Annotated in this window: 13 protein-coding genes; 8 read left to right on the forward strand and 5 right to left on the reverse strand. The window is 73.7% G+C overall.

Going from position 1 to position 17,833, the window contains the following annotated elements; translation table 11 throughout:
- Window positions 1–13: 13 nt before the first annotated feature.
- The 6 genes from BJ968_RS26040 (at window position 14) to BJ968_RS22065 (ending at window position 9,050) form a co-directional block, all read left to right on the forward strand.
- Window positions 14–328, forward strand: a complete 315-nt coding sequence (locus BJ968_RS26040) for a sarcosine oxidase subunit delta family protein (protein WP_179755515.1) — start codon at window positions 14–16, stop codon at window positions 326–328.
- Window positions 325–3,207 carry an FAD-dependent oxidoreductase gene (locus BJ968_RS22045; protein WP_179755517.1) on the forward strand — a complete coding sequence of 961 codons (2,883 nt, stop codon included), beginning with the start codon at window positions 325–327 and terminating at the stop codon, window positions 3,205–3,207. Before BJ968_RS26040 ends, BJ968_RS22045 begins: the two co-directional genes overlap by 4 nt.
- On the forward strand, window positions 3,200–3,799 hold the full coding sequence (locus BJ968_RS22050; RefSeq protein ID WP_179755519.1) for a sarcosine oxidase subunit gamma: 600 nt from the start codon (window positions 3,200–3,202) through the stop codon (window positions 3,797–3,799). The genes BJ968_RS22045 and BJ968_RS22050 overlap by 8 nt, the downstream gene beginning before the upstream one ends.
- Before the next feature lie 108 nt (window positions 3,800–3,907).
- Window positions 3,908–6,376: a GcvT family protein gene (locus tag BJ968_RS22055; RefSeq protein ID WP_179755521.1), complete on the forward strand. Its 2,469-nt coding sequence runs from the start codon at window positions 3,908–3,910 to the stop codon at window positions 6,374–6,376.
- A gap of 67 nt (window positions 6,377–6,443) precedes the next feature.
- Window positions 6,444–7,295 carry a formyltetrahydrofolate deformylase gene (gene purU, locus BJ968_RS22060; RefSeq protein ID WP_179755523.1) on the forward strand — a complete coding sequence of 284 codons (852 nt, stop codon included), beginning with the start codon at window positions 6,444–6,446 and terminating at the stop codon, window positions 7,293–7,295.
- 138 nt (window positions 7,296–7,433) lie between these two features.
- On the forward strand, window positions 7,434–9,050 hold the full coding sequence (locus BJ968_RS22065) for a BCCT family transporter (protein WP_179755525.1): 1,617 nt from the start codon (window positions 7,434–7,436) through the stop codon (window positions 9,048–9,050).
- Window positions 9,051–9,081: 31 nt separating this feature from the next.
- On the opposite strand, the gene BJ968_RS27045 is transcribed toward BJ968_RS22065, so the two are convergent.
- Window positions 9,082–9,864, reverse strand: coding sequence for an IclR family transcriptional regulator domain-containing protein (locus BJ968_RS27045; RefSeq protein WP_218885230.1), 783 nt, complete (start codon window positions 9,862–9,864; stop codon window positions 9,082–9,084).
- A 201-nt stretch (window positions 9,865–10,065) separates the two neighbouring features.
- Between BJ968_RS27045 and BJ968_RS22075 the strand changes: the two genes are divergently transcribed.
- The gene (locus tag BJ968_RS22075; protein ID WP_179755527.1) at window positions 10,066–11,328 is read left to right on the forward strand and encodes an SRPBCC family protein; all 1,263 of its coding nucleotides are present in this window, start codon (window positions 10,066–10,068) and stop codon (window positions 11,326–11,328) included.
- Entirely contained in the window at window positions 11,325–12,482 is a 1,158-nt protein-coding gene (locus BJ968_RS22080; RefSeq protein ID WP_179755529.1) for an FAD-binding oxidoreductase, read from the forward strand. Before BJ968_RS22075 ends, BJ968_RS22080 begins: the two co-directional genes overlap by 4 nt.
- Window positions 12,483–12,528: 46 nt before the next feature.
- Here BJ968_RS22080 and BJ968_RS22085 read toward each other — a convergent pair whose 3' ends face one another.
- From BJ968_RS22085 to BJ968_RS22100, 4 genes are read right to left on the reverse strand one after another with little or no spacing between them, the layout of a single operon-like run.
- Window positions 12,529–14,205 carry an ATP-binding cassette domain-containing protein gene (locus tag BJ968_RS22085; RefSeq protein WP_218885231.1) on the reverse strand — a complete coding sequence of 559 codons (1,677 nt, stop codon included), beginning with the start codon at window positions 14,203–14,205 and terminating at the stop codon, window positions 12,529–12,531.
- A gap of 41 nt (window positions 14,206–14,246) precedes the next feature.
- Entirely contained in the window at window positions 14,247–15,173 is a 927-nt protein-coding gene (locus BJ968_RS27050) for an ABC transporter permease subunit (RefSeq protein WP_218885232.1), read from the reverse strand.
- Window positions 15,170–16,219: an ABC transporter permease subunit gene (locus BJ968_RS22095; protein WP_218885233.1), complete on the reverse strand. Its 1,050-nt coding sequence runs from the start codon at window positions 16,217–16,219 to the stop codon at window positions 15,170–15,172. Before BJ968_RS22095 ends, BJ968_RS27050 begins: the two co-directional genes overlap by 4 nt.
- Window positions 16,216–17,826: an ABC transporter substrate-binding protein gene (locus tag BJ968_RS22100; RefSeq protein ID WP_179755531.1), complete on the reverse strand. Its 1,611-nt coding sequence runs from the start codon at window positions 17,824–17,826 to the stop codon at window positions 16,216–16,218. The genes BJ968_RS22095 and BJ968_RS22100 overlap by 4 nt, the downstream gene beginning before the upstream one ends.
- Window positions 17,827–17,833 lie beyond the last annotated feature (7 nt).

Raw genomic sequence — 17,833 nt, forward strand, 5'->3', positions numbered from 1 at the left:
GTCAGGAGGAGACGTGCAACTCATCGAGTGCCCGTGGTGCGGCCCCCGCGAGGAGGTCGAGTTCCACTACGGCGGCCAGGCCCACGTGGCCTACCCGCCGGACCCGGCCGCCCTGTCCGACGAGCAGTGGGCGCAGTACCTCTTCTTCCGCGACAACCCGCGGGGACTGCTGGCCGAGCGCTGGCAGCACGGCGCCGGGTGCCGCCGCTGGTTCAACGCGGTGCGCGACACGGTGACCTACCAGTTCAAGACCGTCTACGCCCCCGGGAGCGCCGACCCCCTGGCCACCCCGGGCCCCACGACCCCGACCGGAGCGCTGAACCCGTGACCCCCACCACCCCTGGCGCCGGCACGCGCCCCGGGTTCCGCACCGGGACCGGTGGGCGCGTCGACCGCTCCCGCACGATCACCTTCACCTTCGAGGGCCGGACCCACGAGGGCCACCCCGGTGACACCCTCGCCTCGGCGCTGCTGGCCGGCGGCCGGCACCAGGTCGGCACCAGCATCAAGCTGGGCCGGCCCCGCGGGATCGGCGCCGCCTGGGCCGAGGACCCCGGCGGCCTGGTCCAGGTCGAGGAACCCTTCCCCGAGCCCATGCTGCTGGCCAGCACCCTGGAGCTGTTCGACGGGCTGTCCGCCCACGGCCTGCCGGGCCAGGGCCGGCTCGCCGAGGTCGCCGACACCGCCCGCTACGACTCCCGGCACCTGCACGTCGACGTCCTCGTCGTCGGGGCCGGTCCGGCCGGTCTGCAGGCCGCGCTCACCGCGGCCCGCGCCGGGGCCCGGGTGGCCCTCGTCGACGAGCAGTCCGAGGCCGGGGGGACGCTGCTGGGTTCCACCGACGTCCTCGGCGGCGCCCCGGCGCTGGAGTGGGTCGCCGGGGCCGTCGCCGAACTGCGCGCGCACCCCGACGTCACCCACCTGCAGCGGACCACGGCCTTCGGCGTCTACGACGACGGTTTCGTCCTGGCCGTCGAGCGTCGCACCGACCACCTGGGCACCGCGGCGCCGCAGAACCTCTCGCGCCAGCGGGTGTGGCGCGTGCGCGCCGAGCACGTCGTCGTCGCGACCGGCGCGCACGAACGTCCCGTCGTGTTCACCGACAACGACCGCCCCGGCACGATGCTGGCCGGTGCGGCGCGCACCTACCTGCACCGCTACGGCGTCCTCGCCGGGACCCGCGCGGTGGTGTTCACCACCAACGACAGCGCCTACGCCGCCGCCGTCGACCTCGCCGACGCCGGCGTCGAGGTCGCCGCGGTCGTCGAGGTCCGCCCGACGGTGCCCTCCCGGTGGGCCGGCGAGCTGACCCGCCGCGGCATCCCCGTGCGCACCGGCTCCGTCGTGACCGGGACCCGGGGCGAGGAGAGGGTGAGCGCAGCCCTCGTCGCCCCGCTGGAGGCCCCCGCGGCCCCCACCGAGACGCTGGACTGCGACCTGCTGCTGGTCAGCGGCGGCTGGAACCCGGCCGTCCACCTGTTCAGCCAGGCCCGCGGCCGGTTGCGCTTCGACGCCGCCCTGGGCGCCTTCGTGCCGGCGGAGGCGGTCCGCGGCATGACCGTCACCGGTTCCGCCGCCGGCACCTTCGACCTCGCCGCGGTGCTGACCGGCGCGCACGAGGCGGCCGGCGCCGTCCTGTCCAGCCTCGGCCTGGACCCCGGCCGCCTCGCGACGCCGCCGGTGGCCACCTTCGGACCCACCGGCGACGCCCCGGCACTGCTGTGGCGGGTGGAGGGGCCGCCGGAGCGGCAGTTCGTCGACGTCCAACGCGACGCGACCGTCGCCGACATCGCCCGTGCCGTCGGCGCGGGGCTGCGCTCGCCCGAGCACGTCAAGCGGTACACGACCATCGGCACCGCCCACGACCAGGGCAAGACCTCGGGCATCGTCGCCGCCGGCGTCCTCGGTGAGCTCCTGGGACGCGGCCCCGAGGCCGTGGGGACCACGACCTTCCGCCCGCCCTACACCCCCGTCGCGTTCGCGACCCTGGCCGGGCAGGACCGGGGCCGGTTGTTCGACCCCGAGCGCACCACCGCGGTGCACGACTGGCACGTCCAGCACGGCGCCGTCTTCGAGGACGTCGGGCAGTGGAAGCGTCCCCGGTACTACCCGCGGCCGGGGGAGGACCTGGAGGCGGCGGTCCTGCGCGAGTGCGCCGCCGTTCGCACCGGCGTCGGCATCATGGACGGTTCCACGCTGGGCAAGATCGACGTGCAGGGCCCGGACGCGGGGGAGTTCCTCGACCGGCTCTACACCAACGTCATGAGCTCGCTGCCGGTGGGCCGGATCCGCTACGGCGTCATGTGCGCCGCCGACGGGATGGTCCTCGACGACGGCACCGTGCTGCGCATCGCGCAGGACCGCTACACCGTCACCACCACCACCGGCGGGGCGGCGAAGGTCCTGGACTGGATGGAGGAGTGGCTGCAGACCGAGTGGCCGCACCTGCGGGTCCACCTGGCCTCGGTCACCGAGCAGTGGGCCGCGTTCCCCGTGGCGGGACCGGCGTCGCGCGCCCTCGTCGGCGCGGTGTTCCCCGACGTCGACGTCAGCAACGAGGCGTTCCCCTTCATGACGTGGCAGGACACCACCCTCGGCGGCGTCCCGGTCCGGCTGGCGCGCATCAGCTTCTCCGGCGAACTCGCGTGGGAGGTGCACGTGAACGCGTGGTTCGCGACGGCCGTCTGGGAGCGCCTGGTCGCCGCCGGCCGCGAGCACGGCCTCACCCCCTACGGCACCGAGACCATGCACGTCCTGCGCGCGGAGAAGGGCTACCCGATCATCGGGCAGGACACCGACGGCACCGTGACCCCGCAGGACCTCGGGATGTCGTGGGTGGTGTCGAAGAAGAAGCCCGACTTCGTCGGCAAGCGCTCCTTCGCCCGCGCCGACAACCAGCGCCCCGACCGCAAGCAGCTCGTCGGGCTCCTGCCGGTGGACCGGGACACCGTCCTGCCGGAGGGCTCGCAGCTCATCGCGTTCCAGGACGACGGGCGACTCCCGCCGCCGCCGGTGCCGATGCTCGGGCACGTCACGTCCAGCTACCGCAGCGCGTTCCTCGAACGGCCCTTCGCGCTCGCCCTGCTCGCCGGCGGTGCGTCCCGGCACGGGCAGACGCTCCACGTCCCGGTCGGTGACCGCCTCGTGGCCGTCGAGGTCACTGGTCCCGTCCTCGTCGACCCCGAAGGAGCGCGCCGCGATGGCTGACACCCCGGGAGCGGTCCTGCCCCGCACCCACCCGCTGGCCGACCGCACCGAGCTGACCGCGCTGACCGGTGGGCTCGTCACCCCCCGCCCGAACCTGTCGTCGGTCCTGGTCCGGGCCCTCCCGGGAGGACCCGCCGCCGCGGCCGCGGCGCAGGTCCTGGGCGCCGCGCTCCCGGTGCGCGCGAACACCTGGGTCGCCACCGAGCGGGGCAAGGTCGTCTGGCTCGGGCCCGACGAGTGGCTCGTCCTGGACGACACCACCGAGCCGTGGGTCCTGGAGGACCGGCTGCGGTCGGTGCTGGCCCCGCTCGGCGGGGCCGCCACCGACGTCTCGGCGCAGCGCACCTGCCTGCGCCTGCACGGCCCGCACGCCGAGGAGGTGCTGCGCGCGGGGTGCTCCCTGGACGTGCACCCGCGGGTCTTCGGCCCGGGGTCGGCGGCGCAGGTGAACCTCGCGCGGGCAGGGGTCGTCCTGCTGGCCCTGGCCGCCACCGGCGACGACTTCGAGGTCCTGGTCCGCAGCTCGTTCGCGGGCTACCTGGCGGCGTGGCTGATCGACACCGCGCTGGAGTTCGGGCCCCACCCGTCCTGACCCAGCGCGAGAACCCAGCGCGAGAACCCAGCGCGAGAGCACTGCGCAAGCGCACCGCGGACGAACCGAGCGACCGACCGACGCGACGTCGGCGAAGGGAGACCAGCAATGACCACAACCCCTCGCGTGGTGATCATCGGCAGCGGCATCGTCGGGGCCAACCTCGCCGACGAGCTCACCCAGCGCGGCTGGGACCGCGTCACGGTCCTGGACCAGGGCCCGCTGCCGCTGACCGGCGGGTCCACCTCGCACGCGCCGGGCCTGGTGTTCCAGACCAACGCCTCCCGGACCATGACGCAGCTCGCCCGGTACACCGTCGAGAAGTTCAAGGGCCTCGACGTCGACGGGCAGTGGTGCTTCAACCAGGTCGGTGGCCTGGAGGTCGCCACCACCCCCGAGCGGCTGGCCGACCTGCAGCGCAAGCTGGGCTGGGCGAAGGCCTGGGGCGTGCCGGAGGCGGAGGTCGTCTCCCCCGAGGAGTGCGCGAAGATCCACCCCCTCCTGGACCCCGAGCAGGTCCTGGGCGGCCTGCACGTCCCCTCCGACGGCCTGGCCAAGGCGCCGCGCGCCGTCGTCGCCCTCGTGCGCCGGGCCTCGGCCCGCGGCGCGCAGTTCCGCGGCTCGCAGAGGGTGATCGCGGTCGAGCACGCCCACGGCCGGGTCACCGGGGTCCGCACCGCCGAGGGCACCGTGCCGGCCGACGTCGTCGTGTCCTGCGCCGGGTTCTGGGGACCGCAGGTGGGTGAACTCGTCGGGATGCGGGTGCCGCTGCTGCCGCTGGCCCACCAGTACGTCAAGACCGGCCCGGTCCCCGCGCTCGCCGGCCGCAACACCGAGCTCATGGAGGCCGGGATGCCGATCCTGCGCCACCAGGACAGGGACCTGTACTACCGCGAGCACGTCGACCGCCTCGGCATCGGTTCCTACGCCCACCGACCCATGCCGGTGCGGCTGGAGGACCTGCCCGGGGGGGAGGTCACCGCCGACTCCATGCCGTCGATGCTGCCGTTCACCGCGGAGGACTTCGCCCCCTGCTGGGAGGACAGCCGGCTGCTGCTCCCGGCGCTGCGGGACGCGCAGGTGCAGGAGGGTTTCAACGGCATCTTCTCCTTCACCCCCGATGGCGGGTCCCTCGTCGGGGAGTCCGCGGACGTCGCGGGGTTCCACATCGCCGAGGCCGTCTGGGTGACCCACTCGGCCGGGGTCGCCAAGGCCGTGGCGCAGACCCTCGTCGACGGGTACAGCGAGTACGACCTGCACACCCTGGACGTCCACCGCTTCGAGGAGGTGCAGCTCACCGACGACTACGTGAGCGAGACGTCGCAGCGGAACTTCGTGGAGATCTACGACGTCCTGCACCCCCTGCAGCCCCGCCTGTCCCCGCGCGGGCTGCGGGTCAGCCCCTTCCACTCCCGCCAGGAGGCCCTGGGCGCGGTGTTCCTGGAGTCCGGGGCCTGGGAGCGGCCGCACTGGTACGAGGCCAACGCCCACCTGGTGCAGGACCTGCCCGCCGAGTGGCAGCCCCCGGCCCGCGACGCGTGGTCGGCGAGGTTCCACTCCCCGATCGCCGCGGTGGAGGCGTGGAAGACGCGCACGGCCGTCGCGGTGTACGACATGACCCCCCTGAAGCGGCTGGAGGTCAGCGGCCCCGGGGCGCTCGCGCTGCTCGAACGCCTCACGACGTCCCCGATGGACAAGTCCGTCGGGGCGGTCACCTACACCCTGCTGCTGGACGAGGGCGGCGGGGTCCGCAGCGACGTCACCGTGGCCCGGCTGGGGGAGCAGCTGTTCCAGGTCGGGGTCAACGGTCACCAGGACGACGTGCACCTGCGCCGGCAGGCGCCGCGCGACGGGTCGGTCCAGGTCCGCGACACCACCGGCGGCACCGCCTGCATCGGCCTGTGGGGCCCCCAGGCGCGACGCGTGGTGGAGAAGCTGACCACGGACGACTTCAGCGCCGAGGGGCTGAAGTACTTCCGGGGCAAGCGGGCGACCATCGGCGGCGTGCCCGTCACCGCGCTGCGGCTGTCCTACGTCGGCGAGCTCGGCTGGGAGCTGTACACCGGCGCCGACGTCGCGGGCCGGCTGTGGGACCAGCTCTTCGAGGCGGGCCGGGAGTTCGGCGTCGTCGCCGCCGGGCGGGCGGCCTTCAACAGCCTGCGCCTGGAGAAGGGGTACCGGTCCTGGGGCACCGACGTGACGCCCGAGCACGACCCCTACGAGGCCGGGCTGGGGTTCGCCGTCCGCTCGCCGCTGGACTCCTTCACCGGGGGACCGGCGCTGGAGGGCCGCACCGCGGAGGACGTCACCCGCCGGCTCACCTGCCTCACCGTCGACGACGGCCGCAGCGTGGTGATGGGGTCCGAACCGGTCCTCGTCGACGGCCGGGTGCAGGGCTACGTCACCAGCGCCGCCTTCGGGCACACCATCGGCAGGCCCATCGCCTACGCCTGGCTGCCGGCCGCCGCGAGCACCGTCGGCACGGCGGTCGAGATCGAGTACTTCGGGCGCCGCGTCGAGGCGACCGTCACCGCCGAACCCGTCGTCGACCCGCAGATGCGGCGCCTGCGCGGCTGAACCCGCCCCGCGGGGACCGCCCGCGGCGGTCCCGCCCCGAACAACGCCGAGCGCTGAGGAGCTCCCTGTGCCCAGTTCCGCCGTCCTGACCCTCGACTGCCGGCAACGCCCCGGCATCGTCAACGCCGTCACCTCGTTCCTGTACCGGCACGGGTGCGACATCACCGAGCACCAGCAGTTCGACGACGCCCACAGCGGGCGGTTGTTCTCCCGCACCGCGTTCGGCACCGTGTCCGGGGACATCGACGTGCAGGCCCTGGCGGCCGACTTCGCCCCCACCGCCCGCGAGTTCGGCATGGACGCCACGTTCGGGGGCGACCGCGCCCCGAGGGTCCTGGTGATGGTCTCGAAGATGGGGCACTGCCTGAACGACCTGGTCTTCCGCTGGCGCTCGGGGAGCCTGGGCGGGGACCTCGTCGCGGTGGTCTCCAACCACGAGGACCTGCGCCCCATGGCCGAGGCGGCGGGCCTGCCGTTCCACCACGTCCCGGTGACCCCCACGGACAAGGCGGGCGCCGAACGCGCCCTGCTCGACCTCGTGTCCCGCTACGACGCGGACCTCGTGGTGCTCGCCCGCTACATGCAGGTGCTCTCCGACGACCTGTGCCGGGTGCTGCGCGGCCGGGCCATCAACATCCACCACTCGTTCCTGCCCGGGTTCAAGGGCGCCAAGCCGTACCACCAGGCGTTCGACCGGGGGGTCAAGCTCGTCGGGGCCACGGCGCACTACGTCACCCCGGACCTGGACGAGGGCCCGATCATCGAGCAGGAGGTCATCCGCATCGACCACACCCACGACCCGAAGGCCCTGGCCACCGTCGGCCGGGACGCGGAGGCGCTCGCGCTCTCGCGCGCGGTCCGGTGGCACTGCCAGCAGCGGGTCCTGCTCAACGGGCACAGCACCGTCGTCTTCCGTTGACGGGCGGTGTTTCGCGGGCGTTCGGGCCTGGTTCCAATCACGTGAACTCGTTGCTCATCGCGCAACAGCAGTCCTAGGCTGCGGTCAGCGCCACTCCCACTCACAGGTCCAACGGACCCCTCCGGAGAGGACCCCCGCATGGTGATCGAACCAGGGGCCGACGAGAAGCGCTCCACGCTCCCCCTCGACAAACCCGTCCTGTTCGTGTCCGTCGCCGTCGTGGCCGTGCTGCTCGTGGTGGGCATCGCGATCCCCGAGCGACTGGCCTCCGGCAGCGGATCGCTGCTGACCTGGATCACGACCAACCTCGGCTGGGCGTTCGTGGTCGGGGCCACCGGCTTCGTGGCCTTCGCCCTGGTCCTGGCCTTCGGCCCGACCGGCAGGATCCGCCTGGGCCGCGACGACGAGCGGCCGGAGCACTCCCGGGCGTCGTGGGTCGCGATGATGTTCTCCGCCGGCATGGGCATCGGGTTGATGTTCTACGGCGTCACCGAACCGGTCACGCACCTCATGACCCCGCCCGAGGCGGGCGTCGAGGCCGGCACCGAGGCCGCGGCCGACACCGCCATGAGCTACACGCTGTTCCACTGGGGTCTGCACCCGTGGGCCGTGTACGCCGTCGTGGGTCTCGCACTGGCCCACTCGGGGTACCGCAAGGGCCGGACCGGCGGGTTCTCCGCGGTGTTCGCGCCCCTGCTGCGCGGGCCCCGCGCCCACGGCGCCGCCCGGGCGATCGACGTCCTCGCGATCTTCGCGACGATCTTCGGGTCCGCCGTCAGCCTGGGCCTGGGCGCGGCCCAGATCAACGGCGGGTTGACGGAGGTCTTCGGCGCCGGCAGCGGCTCGGGCTGGCAGGTCGGCATCATCGCCGTGCTGACCCTGTGCTTCGTGATCAGCGCCGTGAGCGGCATCGAGAAGGGGATCAAGCTCCTCTCCAACACGAACATGGTGCTGGCCGGGCTCCTCCTGCTCTTCCTCTTCGTCGTCGGCCCGACGGTCTTCGTCCTGAACCTCATGCCGAACGCGGCCGGTGACTACCTCAACAGCCTGCCGCACATGTCGCTGCGCACCGGCGTCTACGGCGGGGGCGACTGGCTGGCCGGCTGGACGATCTTCTACTGGGCCTGGTGGATCTCCTGGACGCCCTTCGTCGGCGCGTTCCTGGCGAAGATCTCCCGCGGGCGCACGATCCGCGAGTTCGTCGGGGGCGTCATGCTCATCCCCACCCTCGTGAGCGTGGTCTGGTTCTCCGTCTTCGGCGGGACGGCCATCCACGAGCAGCTGACCGGAGCCCTGGACGTCCTCGCCGGCGACTCCCAGGAGGCCCAGATGTTCAACCTCCTCGCCCAGTTCCCCTGGGCGGGGGTGACTTCGGTCCTCGTCGTGGTCCTGGTGGCGGTCTTCTTCGTCTCCGGCGCCGACGCGGCCAGCATCGTCATGGCGTCCCTGTCCAGCCACGGCGACGACGAACCGCGCCACTGGCTCACGGCCGTGTGGGGAGCGCTCACCGGGGCGGTGGCGATCGTGCTGCTCCTCGCCGGGGGTCTGCAGGCCCTCCAGAACGTCACGATCATCGCCGCGACCCCGTTCCTGGTCGTCATGGTGTTCATGTGCGTGGCGCTGGTGAAGGACCTCCGCTCCGACCGCCTGGTGCGGCCGGTCGACCCCCGGCCCGTCGCGGAGTTCCGCGACCCGGTCACCGCGGTGGACCTCACCGGCACCGACCGCAAGGTCGAGGTCCCCGCGGGCGACTGAGGTACCGGGCTGACCCCCGACGCCCCGGGGGTCAGCCCGGTTTCAGGTGCCCCAGCCGCCAGGAGGCCCGGGCCGCGGCGTCCAGGAGGAGCTCCGTGAGCCCCGGCAGCGTCGCGGCGTTGACGCGGTAGCTGGGGCCCCCGAGGGTGAGGGCCCCCACGGTCCGGCCGTCGGCGTCCCGCAGGGGGGCGGCGATCACCACGAGACCGACCTCATGCTCCTCGAACACCGAGGCCCACCCGCGGGCGCGCACCTCCGCCAGCTGGGCCCGCAGGGCGGAGCGGTCGGTGATCGTGGCGTCGGTGAGGCGGGGCAGGCCCGCGCGCAGCGCGGCCGTGAGTTGCGCCGGGGCCATCGCGGCGAGGAACACCTTGCCGGCGGCGGTGGCGTGCAGCGGAGCTCGCCGGCCCACCCAGTCCGAACTGCTCACGATCGCACCACCGGTGACCTGGTCGACGGTGACGACCTCCTGCCCGTCGCTGATCACGACGTTCACCGTCTCGCCCGCGGTGGTGGCCAGCTCCTGGGCGATGGGGTGGGCCGACGCGGCGACGTCGGTGCTCCCGGTGGCGCCGGCCGCCAGCCGGCGCGCCGTCTGCCCGAGGCGGTACCGCCCGCGGCCCGCGTCCTGCTCGACCAGGCCGCGGGCCTCCAGCGTCGCCAGCAGCCGGAAGACCGTGGACTTGTGGATCCCCACGTCCAGGGACAGTTCGGTGAGACCGGCCGAGCCGCGCAGGGCCAGGGCCTGCAGCAGCGACACGGCCCGGTCGACCGACTGCACCGTCGAGGGGCGGTGAGCCTGGTGGGGGGGCACGCGTCGACCCTACCCGGCGCCGTCGCGCGTTACGGCCGTGTTACCCCGCAAAGCGTTGCGGCGCAGGTGGTGGAGATCGTCCGGGCGGGGGCGGGTCACCCTTGACAGCCGCCGCCCGTCGCCGCAGACTCGTTCCGTGATGAGGAACTGTTTCGCATCGCGGAACAGACTGGTGCTACCGCACACCCCGGGAGGAACCGCGTGACCGCTCCCACCGTCGGCGCTGCGCCTGCGGAGACCGTCGACGACCTCGTGGCCCGCCGCGTCGCCGGGCAGAGCCTCGAAGCGCCCTTCTACACCTCCCCGGAGGTGTACCAGCGCGACCTCGACGTCATCTTCGCCAGGAACTGGATCTTCGTCGCGGCTGCGGCCGAGGTCCCCGAACCCGGCGACTACGTCACGATCGACGTCGGCGCGTACTCGGTCATCGTGGTCCGTGACGACGACGAGGAGGTCCGGGCCTTCCACAACGTCTGCCGCCACCGCGGTTCGCGGTTGCTCCAGGAGCGCCAGGGAGCCGTCGGCAACATCGTCTGCCCCTACCACCGCTGGACCTACGGGGTCGACGGCAAGCTGATGTTCGCCGAGTCGCAACCGCCCACCTTCGACAAGAGCTGCTTCTCGCTGCGGTCGGTGCACGTGCGCAACCTGTCCGGCCTGGTGTTCGTCTGCCTCGCGCAGGAGGCGCCCGACGACTTCGACGCCGTGGCCGAGGTCGTCGCGCCGCACCTCGCGCCCTACGAGCTCGACCGGGCGAAGGTCGCGGTCAGCTACGACCTGCAGGAAGCCGGCAACTGGAAGCTGGTGATGGAGAACAACCGCGAGTGCTACCACTGCGACGGGCACCCCGAGCTCACCACCGCGTACTTCCCCCTCTTCGCCTACGAACCCGAGGACATCACCCCGCGCCTCAAACCCCTCTACGACCGCTACGTCAAGGCCGCCGGCGCGCTGGCGGAGGTGCGGGCTGCTCACGGCCTACCGCTCACCGACCACCGCGAGCTCGACACCCGGGTGGTCGGCTACCAGCTCTCGCACCTGCCCCTGGACGGGGAGGGCAAGTCCTTCGCCCCCGACGGTGCGGCGGTGTGCACGAAGCTGCTGGGGTCGGTGCAGGACGCCGCCTTCGGCGACCTCTCGCTGCACATGCAGCCCAACTCCTGGTTCCACCTCCTGTCCGACCACGCCGTCGTCTTCTCGGTGCTGCCCACCTCCACCGGCACGAGCGTCCTGCGGACGACCTGGCTGGTGCACCCCGACGCCGTCGAAGGGGTGGACTACACCCTGGACGCCCTGACGGCGGTCTGGCGGGCCACCAACGACCAGGACCGGGCGCTGGTGGCCGGCACCCAGGCCGGCTGCGCCAACCCCGGGTACCTCCCCGGTCCGTACTCGATGGTCGAGGACGACGTGGAAGCCTTCGTGAACTGGTACGTCACCCGGCTGCGCGAGGCTTCCGCATGACGGTCGTGGACCCGCTCGGGACGCTCGGCCACCCCGGCCGGGTCGGTGTCTGGGGCGACGAGGAGGACTCGGGGGAACTGGTCTGCCTCGGCGTGCGCGACATCACCCACGACGTCAAGACCTTCTGGTTCGAGTCCGCCGGCGGGCACGTCTTCTTCTTCGACCCGGGGCAGTTCATCACCCTGCACCTGGACGTGGACGGCCAGCGGGTCGAGCGGTCCTACACGATCTCCTCGCCCCCGACGCGACCCCATCGGCTGGCGATCACGGTCAAGCGCCAGCCCGGCGGGCTGGTCTCGAACTGGCTGCACGACCACGTGGTCCCGGGGACGCGGCTGACCGCCTCGGCGCCGCTGGGTGCGTTCAGCGTCGTGCGCCACCCCGCGAGGAAGTACCTGTTCCTCTCCGCGGGTTCCGGGATCACGCCGGTGATGTCCATGACGCGGACGCTCGTGGACCTCGGCTCCGACGTCGACGTGCTGTTCGTCCACTCCGCACGCACACCGGCGGACATCATCTTCCGCTCCGAGCAGTGGGGCATGCCCACCCAGTTCCCGACGGTGAACGTCGTGCAGGTGTGCTCCGCGGACGCGCCGGGGCAGGACTGGCGCGGTCACCGGGGCCGGCTCGACCAGGCCCTGCTCGCGCAGGTCGTGCCCGACCTGCAGGAGCGGGAGGTCTTCGTCTGCGGACCGGAGGGCTACATGTCCGTGGTGCGCGAGGCGTTGCGCGACGCCGGGTTCGACATGACCCGGTACCACGAGGAGACCTTCGTCTTCGAGTCGCTGGGCCCCTCCGCCTTCGCCGGGTCGGTGGCCGAGGGTGTCGAGGACATCGGGGACTTCCAGCCGAGCGGAGCCCAGGGAGCCGACGGCGGTGACGCCGAGCAGGCGGTGTTCACCGTGTCGATGGCGGCGTCCGGCCGGAGCTTCCCCTGCGCACCGGACGAGTTCATCCTCGACGCCGCCTTCCGCGCCGGCATCTCCCCGCCCAGTTCCTGCAGCCAGGGGATGTGCGGGACGTGCAAGACGGTGCTGCTCTCCGGGGAGGTGGACATGCAGCACAACGGCGGCATCCGCCCCCGGGAGATCGCGGCGGGCAAGGTGCTGATCTGCTGCAGCAAACCCCTGGGGGACGTCAGCCTCGACAGGTGAGGCGCGTCCGGTCCGCGCAGCGGTCCTGCCCTGCGCCGGCCCGGGTTCACCCGCGACCACCACCGGGGGTCCCCGCGCGCCGGTGCAGGGCGAAGGCCGCGCCGAGCAGGTCGCGCGTCACGGGGTGCTGGGGGTCGGAGAACAACCGCTCGGTGGCAGCGACCTCCACGAGCCGGCCGGCGTCCAGGACGGCGACGCGGTCGGCCAGGCGCCGCACGACGGCCAGGTCGTGGCTGATGAACAGGTACGCCGCTCCCGTCCGCTCCCGCAGCTCGGCCAGCAGGTCCAGCACCTGCGCCTGGACCGACACGTCCAGCGCCGACGTCGGCTCGTCGCACACCACCAGCGGTACCGGCCCGGCGAAGGCGCGGGCGATCGCGACCCGCTGCTTCTGCCCGCCGGACAACTGCCCGGGCAGCCGGTCCAGCAGGTCCGGCGGCAACCCGACCCGGGCGGCGAGCGCTTCGGGGGACTCCTCACCCCCCAGCAGCTCGGTGGCCCGCCGCAGCACCTGCCGCACCCGGCGGCGGGGGTTCAGGGAGGCGTCGGGGTTCTGGAAGACCACCTGGACCCCGCGGGGTGCCTCCACGGTGCCGGTGGCCGGGTGCAGCCCGGCCACGACCCGTCCCAGCGTCGACTTGCCGCTGCCGGACTCCCCGACCAGGGCCACGACCTCCCCGGCGGCCACCTCCAGGCAGACGTCGTGCAGCACCGGCCGACCGGCGTGGGCAGCGCCGACCGAGCGCAACCGCAGCACGGGCACCGCCGGCGGGTCGGTCGCGGGCGGGTCGGTCTCGGGCGGGGTGCTCGCCGGCGGACCCGCCGCCGGCCGGGGCGCGGCGGTGGTGGGGCCGGGCGCTCCCAGGGAGGCGCGGACGTCGGGCAGGGCGGCCACCAGGGCGCGCGTCACCGGGTGCGACGGTGCGGCCAGGACGCGCCCGGCCGGGCCGGTCTCCACGACCTCCCCCTGGGCCAGGACGGTGACCTGCCGGCTGTGGGCGGCGACCAGGTGCAGGTCGTGACTGATGAGCAGCGTCGCGAACCCGTGCTCGGCGCGCAGGTCCTCCAGCAGGCGCATCACCCCGGCGGCCACCCGCGCGTCCAGGGCGGTCGTCGGTTCGTCCAGCAGCAGCAACCGCGGGCGGGCGGCCAGGGCCATGGCGATGACGACGCGCTGCTGCTGCCCACCGGACAGCTCGTGCGGGAACCGGCGGGCCAGGGCCGGCGGGTCGGGCAACCCGACGCGCTCGAAACCGGCGAGCACACCCGCGCGGGCCGCGGCCCGGTCCTGCCCGTGCAGCCGGAACACCTCGGCGACCTGCGGGCCCACCGGCGCGGTCGGGTTCAGCGCCCGGGCCGGGTCCTGGTGCACCACGCCCAGGGTCCCGGCCCGGAAGGCGCGCAACCGTTCCCCACGCAGGGCCAGGACGTCGTGACCGGCGACCTGGAACCGCGTCGCGCTGGCCTCGGCCCCCGGGGGCAGGTGCCCGGCCAGCGCCAGGGCCGCCGTCGTCTTGCCCGACCCCGAGGCCCCGACCAGGCCGTGCGCGCCGCCGGGCGCCAGGTCCAGGTCCAGCCCGTCGACCAGGTGGCGCGCTCCGCCCCGGGAGGGGACGGCGATCCGCAGGCCCCGCACGTGCACCAGCGCACCCGTGGGGTCGGTGCCCTCCACCGGCCCGGCGGGCCCGGGCACGGCCGGCTCGGGCACGGCGGGTCCTCCCACCGGCCTCTCCTCGTGCGCGGGCCGCTCCAGCCCGTGCCGGTTCACCGCTGACCTGCTGAGGCGGTCTCCGCGACGTGGTCGGCCACGACGTTGGCCGCCACGACCAGGGAGGCCACCGCCAGCGCGGGGGCGGCCACCGTCCACCAGGCGGCCTGCAGCAGCACCCGCTTCTCGTTGATGGCCAGTCCCCAGTCCGGGGAGGGGGGCTGCGCCCCCAGGCCCAGGAAGGACAGCGAGGACGTGATGAGGACGGCGGCGCCCAGGCTGAGCAGCGCCTGCACCAGCAGCAGCGGCGCGATGTTGGGCAGCAGCTCGGTGCGCAGCACCCGGACGTGGGTCTCCCCCTGGACGCGGGCGCTGGTGACGTAGTCCTTGCCCATCTCCACCAGCACCGCCGCGCGCACGATGCGCGCGATGCCGGGGGCGAACAGCAGCGCCACGATCGCCACGAGGGCGGGGGTGGAGGTCCCGAACGCCCCGACCAGCACCACCAGGAAGATCAACGTCGGCAGGGCCAGCAGGACGTCGAACGAGCGCATCAGGGCGTTGTCGACCCAGCCGCGGAAGTACCCCGCCACCAGTCCCAGCGCCCCGCCCAGGACGGTGGCCAGCCCGGCGCCGAAGGGCCCCACGAGCAGGGCCGGGCGGGCTCCGGCGGCGACGCGGGCGAACACGTCACGGCCCAGGTCGTCGGTGCCGAAGGGGTGCGCGGCGCTCGGCGCGGCCAGCAGCGGCCCGGTGCGCTCGAACGGCTCCACCCCGACCGCCTGCCAGCCGACCGCCCAGAACACCCACCAGGCCAGCACCAGGACGCCGAGGACGAACGTCGGCCGGTGCGCCAGGGCGCGCAGGACCTGCCCGCGCGGGGCGCCGGCGGGGGGCAGCTGGGCCGCGGGACGGGTGGGTCCGGCCGGCGGGAGGTGCCCAGCCCGCCCGGCCAGCTGCGTCTGCTCGAAGGGGGCGCTCACGTGCGGCCGCCGAAGCGGATGCGCGGGTCGACCAGCAGGAACACCAGGTCGGTCAGCAGCAGGGCCAGCAGTGAGACCAGCCCGGTCACCACGACCCCGCTGGTCAGCAGCAGGACGTCCTTGCGGTCGGCGGCCGCGACCAGCAGGGCCCCCAGCCCCGGGTAGCTGAACAAGGTCTCCACGACGGCGGCACCGCCCAGCAGGGTGCCCAGGTAGGTCCCCACCACCGACAGCGTCGGCACCAGGGCGTTGCGCAGCACGTGCGAGCGCACGACCCGCCCCGGCGGCAGCCCCTTGAGCACCGCGGTGAGGTGGAACGGCGCGGCCATCGCCTCGATGGTCCCGGCGCGCACCATCCGGGCCAGCACCGCCAGGTGCGCCACGGCCAGCACGACCGCCGGCAGCGTCATGAGCCTCACCTGCTCCAGCGGCCCCGAGCCGGCGTCGGGGGAGCTCTGCACCGGGAACAGCGGCCACTTCACCGCGAGCACCAGCAGCAGCAGGACGCCGGTGACGAACTCGGGGACGGCTGAGACCGTCAGCAGCCCGATGGTCAGCCCGCGGTCCACGCGCTGCCCGCGCCGGCGGGCCTGCACGACGCCCAGCACGAGCGCCAGCGGGACCAGGAGCGCGAAGGCGTACAGGCCCAGTGCCAGGGAGTTGCCCAGCCGGGTCATGACCAGGTCGCGCACGGGACCGGAGAAGCGCAGGCTCGTGCCCCAGTCACCGGTGAGGAAACCGCCCAGCCAGTGCAGGTACCGCTGGGCGACCGGACCGTCCAGGCCGTTGCGGGTGTTCCACTGCGCCACCTGCTCGGCGGTCGCGTACGGGCCCAGGGCGTTGCGCCCCGGGTCCCCCGGGACCACCTGCACCAGCCAGAACGTCAGGACCGAGATGACCAGCAGCACGACCGGGAGCTGCACCGCCCGGGTCAGCAGCAGCCGGCCCACGCGCCGGGAGCGGCCCCCGCCGGCCGCGCCGACGGTTGCCCCCGGTCCGCCCGGTCCTCCGGTCCCGCTCGACGCGGCCGGTGCGGTGGTGCTCACGAGAGCCTGACGTGCCGGAAGTCGAACCCGCCGGAGAAGTCCTGACCGCTGGCGAAGTCGGCCTCGACGTCCTGGGCCAGCACCAGTCGGGAGGAGGCGAACGCCGGCACGACGACGGCCACGTCGTTCCACTCGATCGCCGCGATCCGGTCGGCGAGGTCCTGCCGCTGCCCGGGGTCGGTCGTCGCGTCGTACTGCGCCGACAGCTGCTCCAGCTGCGGGTTGGAGTACTTCGAGGCGTTCCACGCCGCGCCGGTCGCGAACAGCTGCGAGACGTACTGCGAGGGCAGCCGGCGGGCCCAGTTGGTGATGGTCGCCGGTGCGCTCAGCCAGGGGGTGTCGGCCCCGTCGGCGTAGTACTGCGCGCTGGGCAGCACCGACAGCTGCACGTCGAAGGACCCGGTCGCGTTCAGCTGCTGCTGCACGACCTCGGCGAGGGTCTGCAGGGTGTCGACGGTGGTGATGGTGAAGGACACCCGGCGCCCACCGAGCAGTTCGGCGACCTTCGCGGTGTCGGCCCGGCGCTGCGTCAGCCCGCCGGGCTGCACGGCGTAGTCGGGGAAGTAGAGCGCGTCGTTGGCCACGGTCGCGTTCCGGCCGTAGACGGTGGCCACGATGGCGTCGCGGTCCAGCGCCCAGGCGATGGCCTGGCGGACCCGCACGTCGGTGAAGGGGGCGACGGTGACGTCCAGGAAGATGCCGTCGAACTTGGTGTACCCCGGCGCGGACTGCTTCACCTCGGCGCCGAGGGTCCGCAGCACGGTCGGGTCGGCCGCGACCTGGTCGACCTCCCCGGCCTGGAAGGCCAGCAGCTGCGCCTGGGCGTCGGCGTAGAACTTCACGTGCAGCTCGTCGAGCAGGACGTTGCCGGCGTCCCAGTAGCGGGGGTTCTTCGTGAACCGCACCCCCTGCCCGGGGGTGTACTCGGTCAGCAGGAACTGCCCGGCACCGACGGGGTCGGCCTTCCAGTCGGCCTGCTCGCTGGTCCCCGCGGGCAGGATCGTGGTGTTGGAACCGGTCAGCAGGACGGGGAAGTCGGAGTAGGGACGGGCGAGGTGGAACTCGACCGTCCCGGGGCCCGGCCCGGGGGCCACCGTGGCCAGGACGTCCTTGAACGCGCTGGCTCCGGGGGACAGGCTGTCCGCGCCGGTGATCGTGGTGAAGGTCGCCACGACGTCGTCGGCGGTCACGGCCGTGCCGTCGTTGAACGTCGCCCCCTCGCGCAGGGTGATCGTCCAGGTGAGGTCGTCGCCCGAGACCTCCCACGCCGTGGCCAGCCGGGGCACCAGGCCGCCCTTGCCGTCCTGGGTGATCAGGCCCTCGCTGACCAGCCCGACCACGAACATGGCGTTCCAGTCCGAGACCGTGAACGGGTTGATGGTGCTGTCCGGTTCGGCCAGCCCCAGCGCGTAGGTCCCGCCCGCCGACGAGCCGCCGGACGCCCCACCCGCGCCGGCGGCACCGGCCTCGCCGGAGCCGAAGGAGCACCCGGCCACGACGACGGTGGGGATGGACAGGGCGAAACCCAGCAGGGTGCGGCGGGCGGTCGTGCTGGTCGACGGGGCGCTGGCGCTCGGGGCGCTCGGGGTGCTGTGGAAGGGGTTCACGGGGTCT

The organism is Kineococcus aurantiacus (genome assembly GCF_013409345.1).
Lineage (GTDB): Bacteria > Actinomycetota > Actinomycetes > Actinomycetales > Kineococcaceae > Kineococcus > Kineococcus aurantiacus.

Excerpts from the sequence above, each read along its gene's own strand:
- BJ968_RS22050 (WP_179755519.1), top strand. The coding sequence starts at position 3,200 with ATGGCTGACACCCCGGGAGCGGTCCTGCCCCGCACCCACCCGCTGGCC.
- BJ968_RS22055 (WP_179755521.1), top strand. The coding sequence starts at position 3,908 with ATGACCACAACCCCTCGCGTGGTGATCATCGGCAGCGGCATCGTCGGG.
- BJ968_RS22065 (WP_179755525.1), top strand. The coding sequence starts at position 7,434 with ATGGTGATCGAACCAGGGGCCGACGAGAAGCGCTCCACGCTCCCCCTC.
- BJ968_RS22080 (WP_179755529.1), top strand. The coding sequence starts at position 11,325 with ATGACGGTCGTGGACCCGCTCGGGACGCTCGGCCACCCCGGCCGGGTC.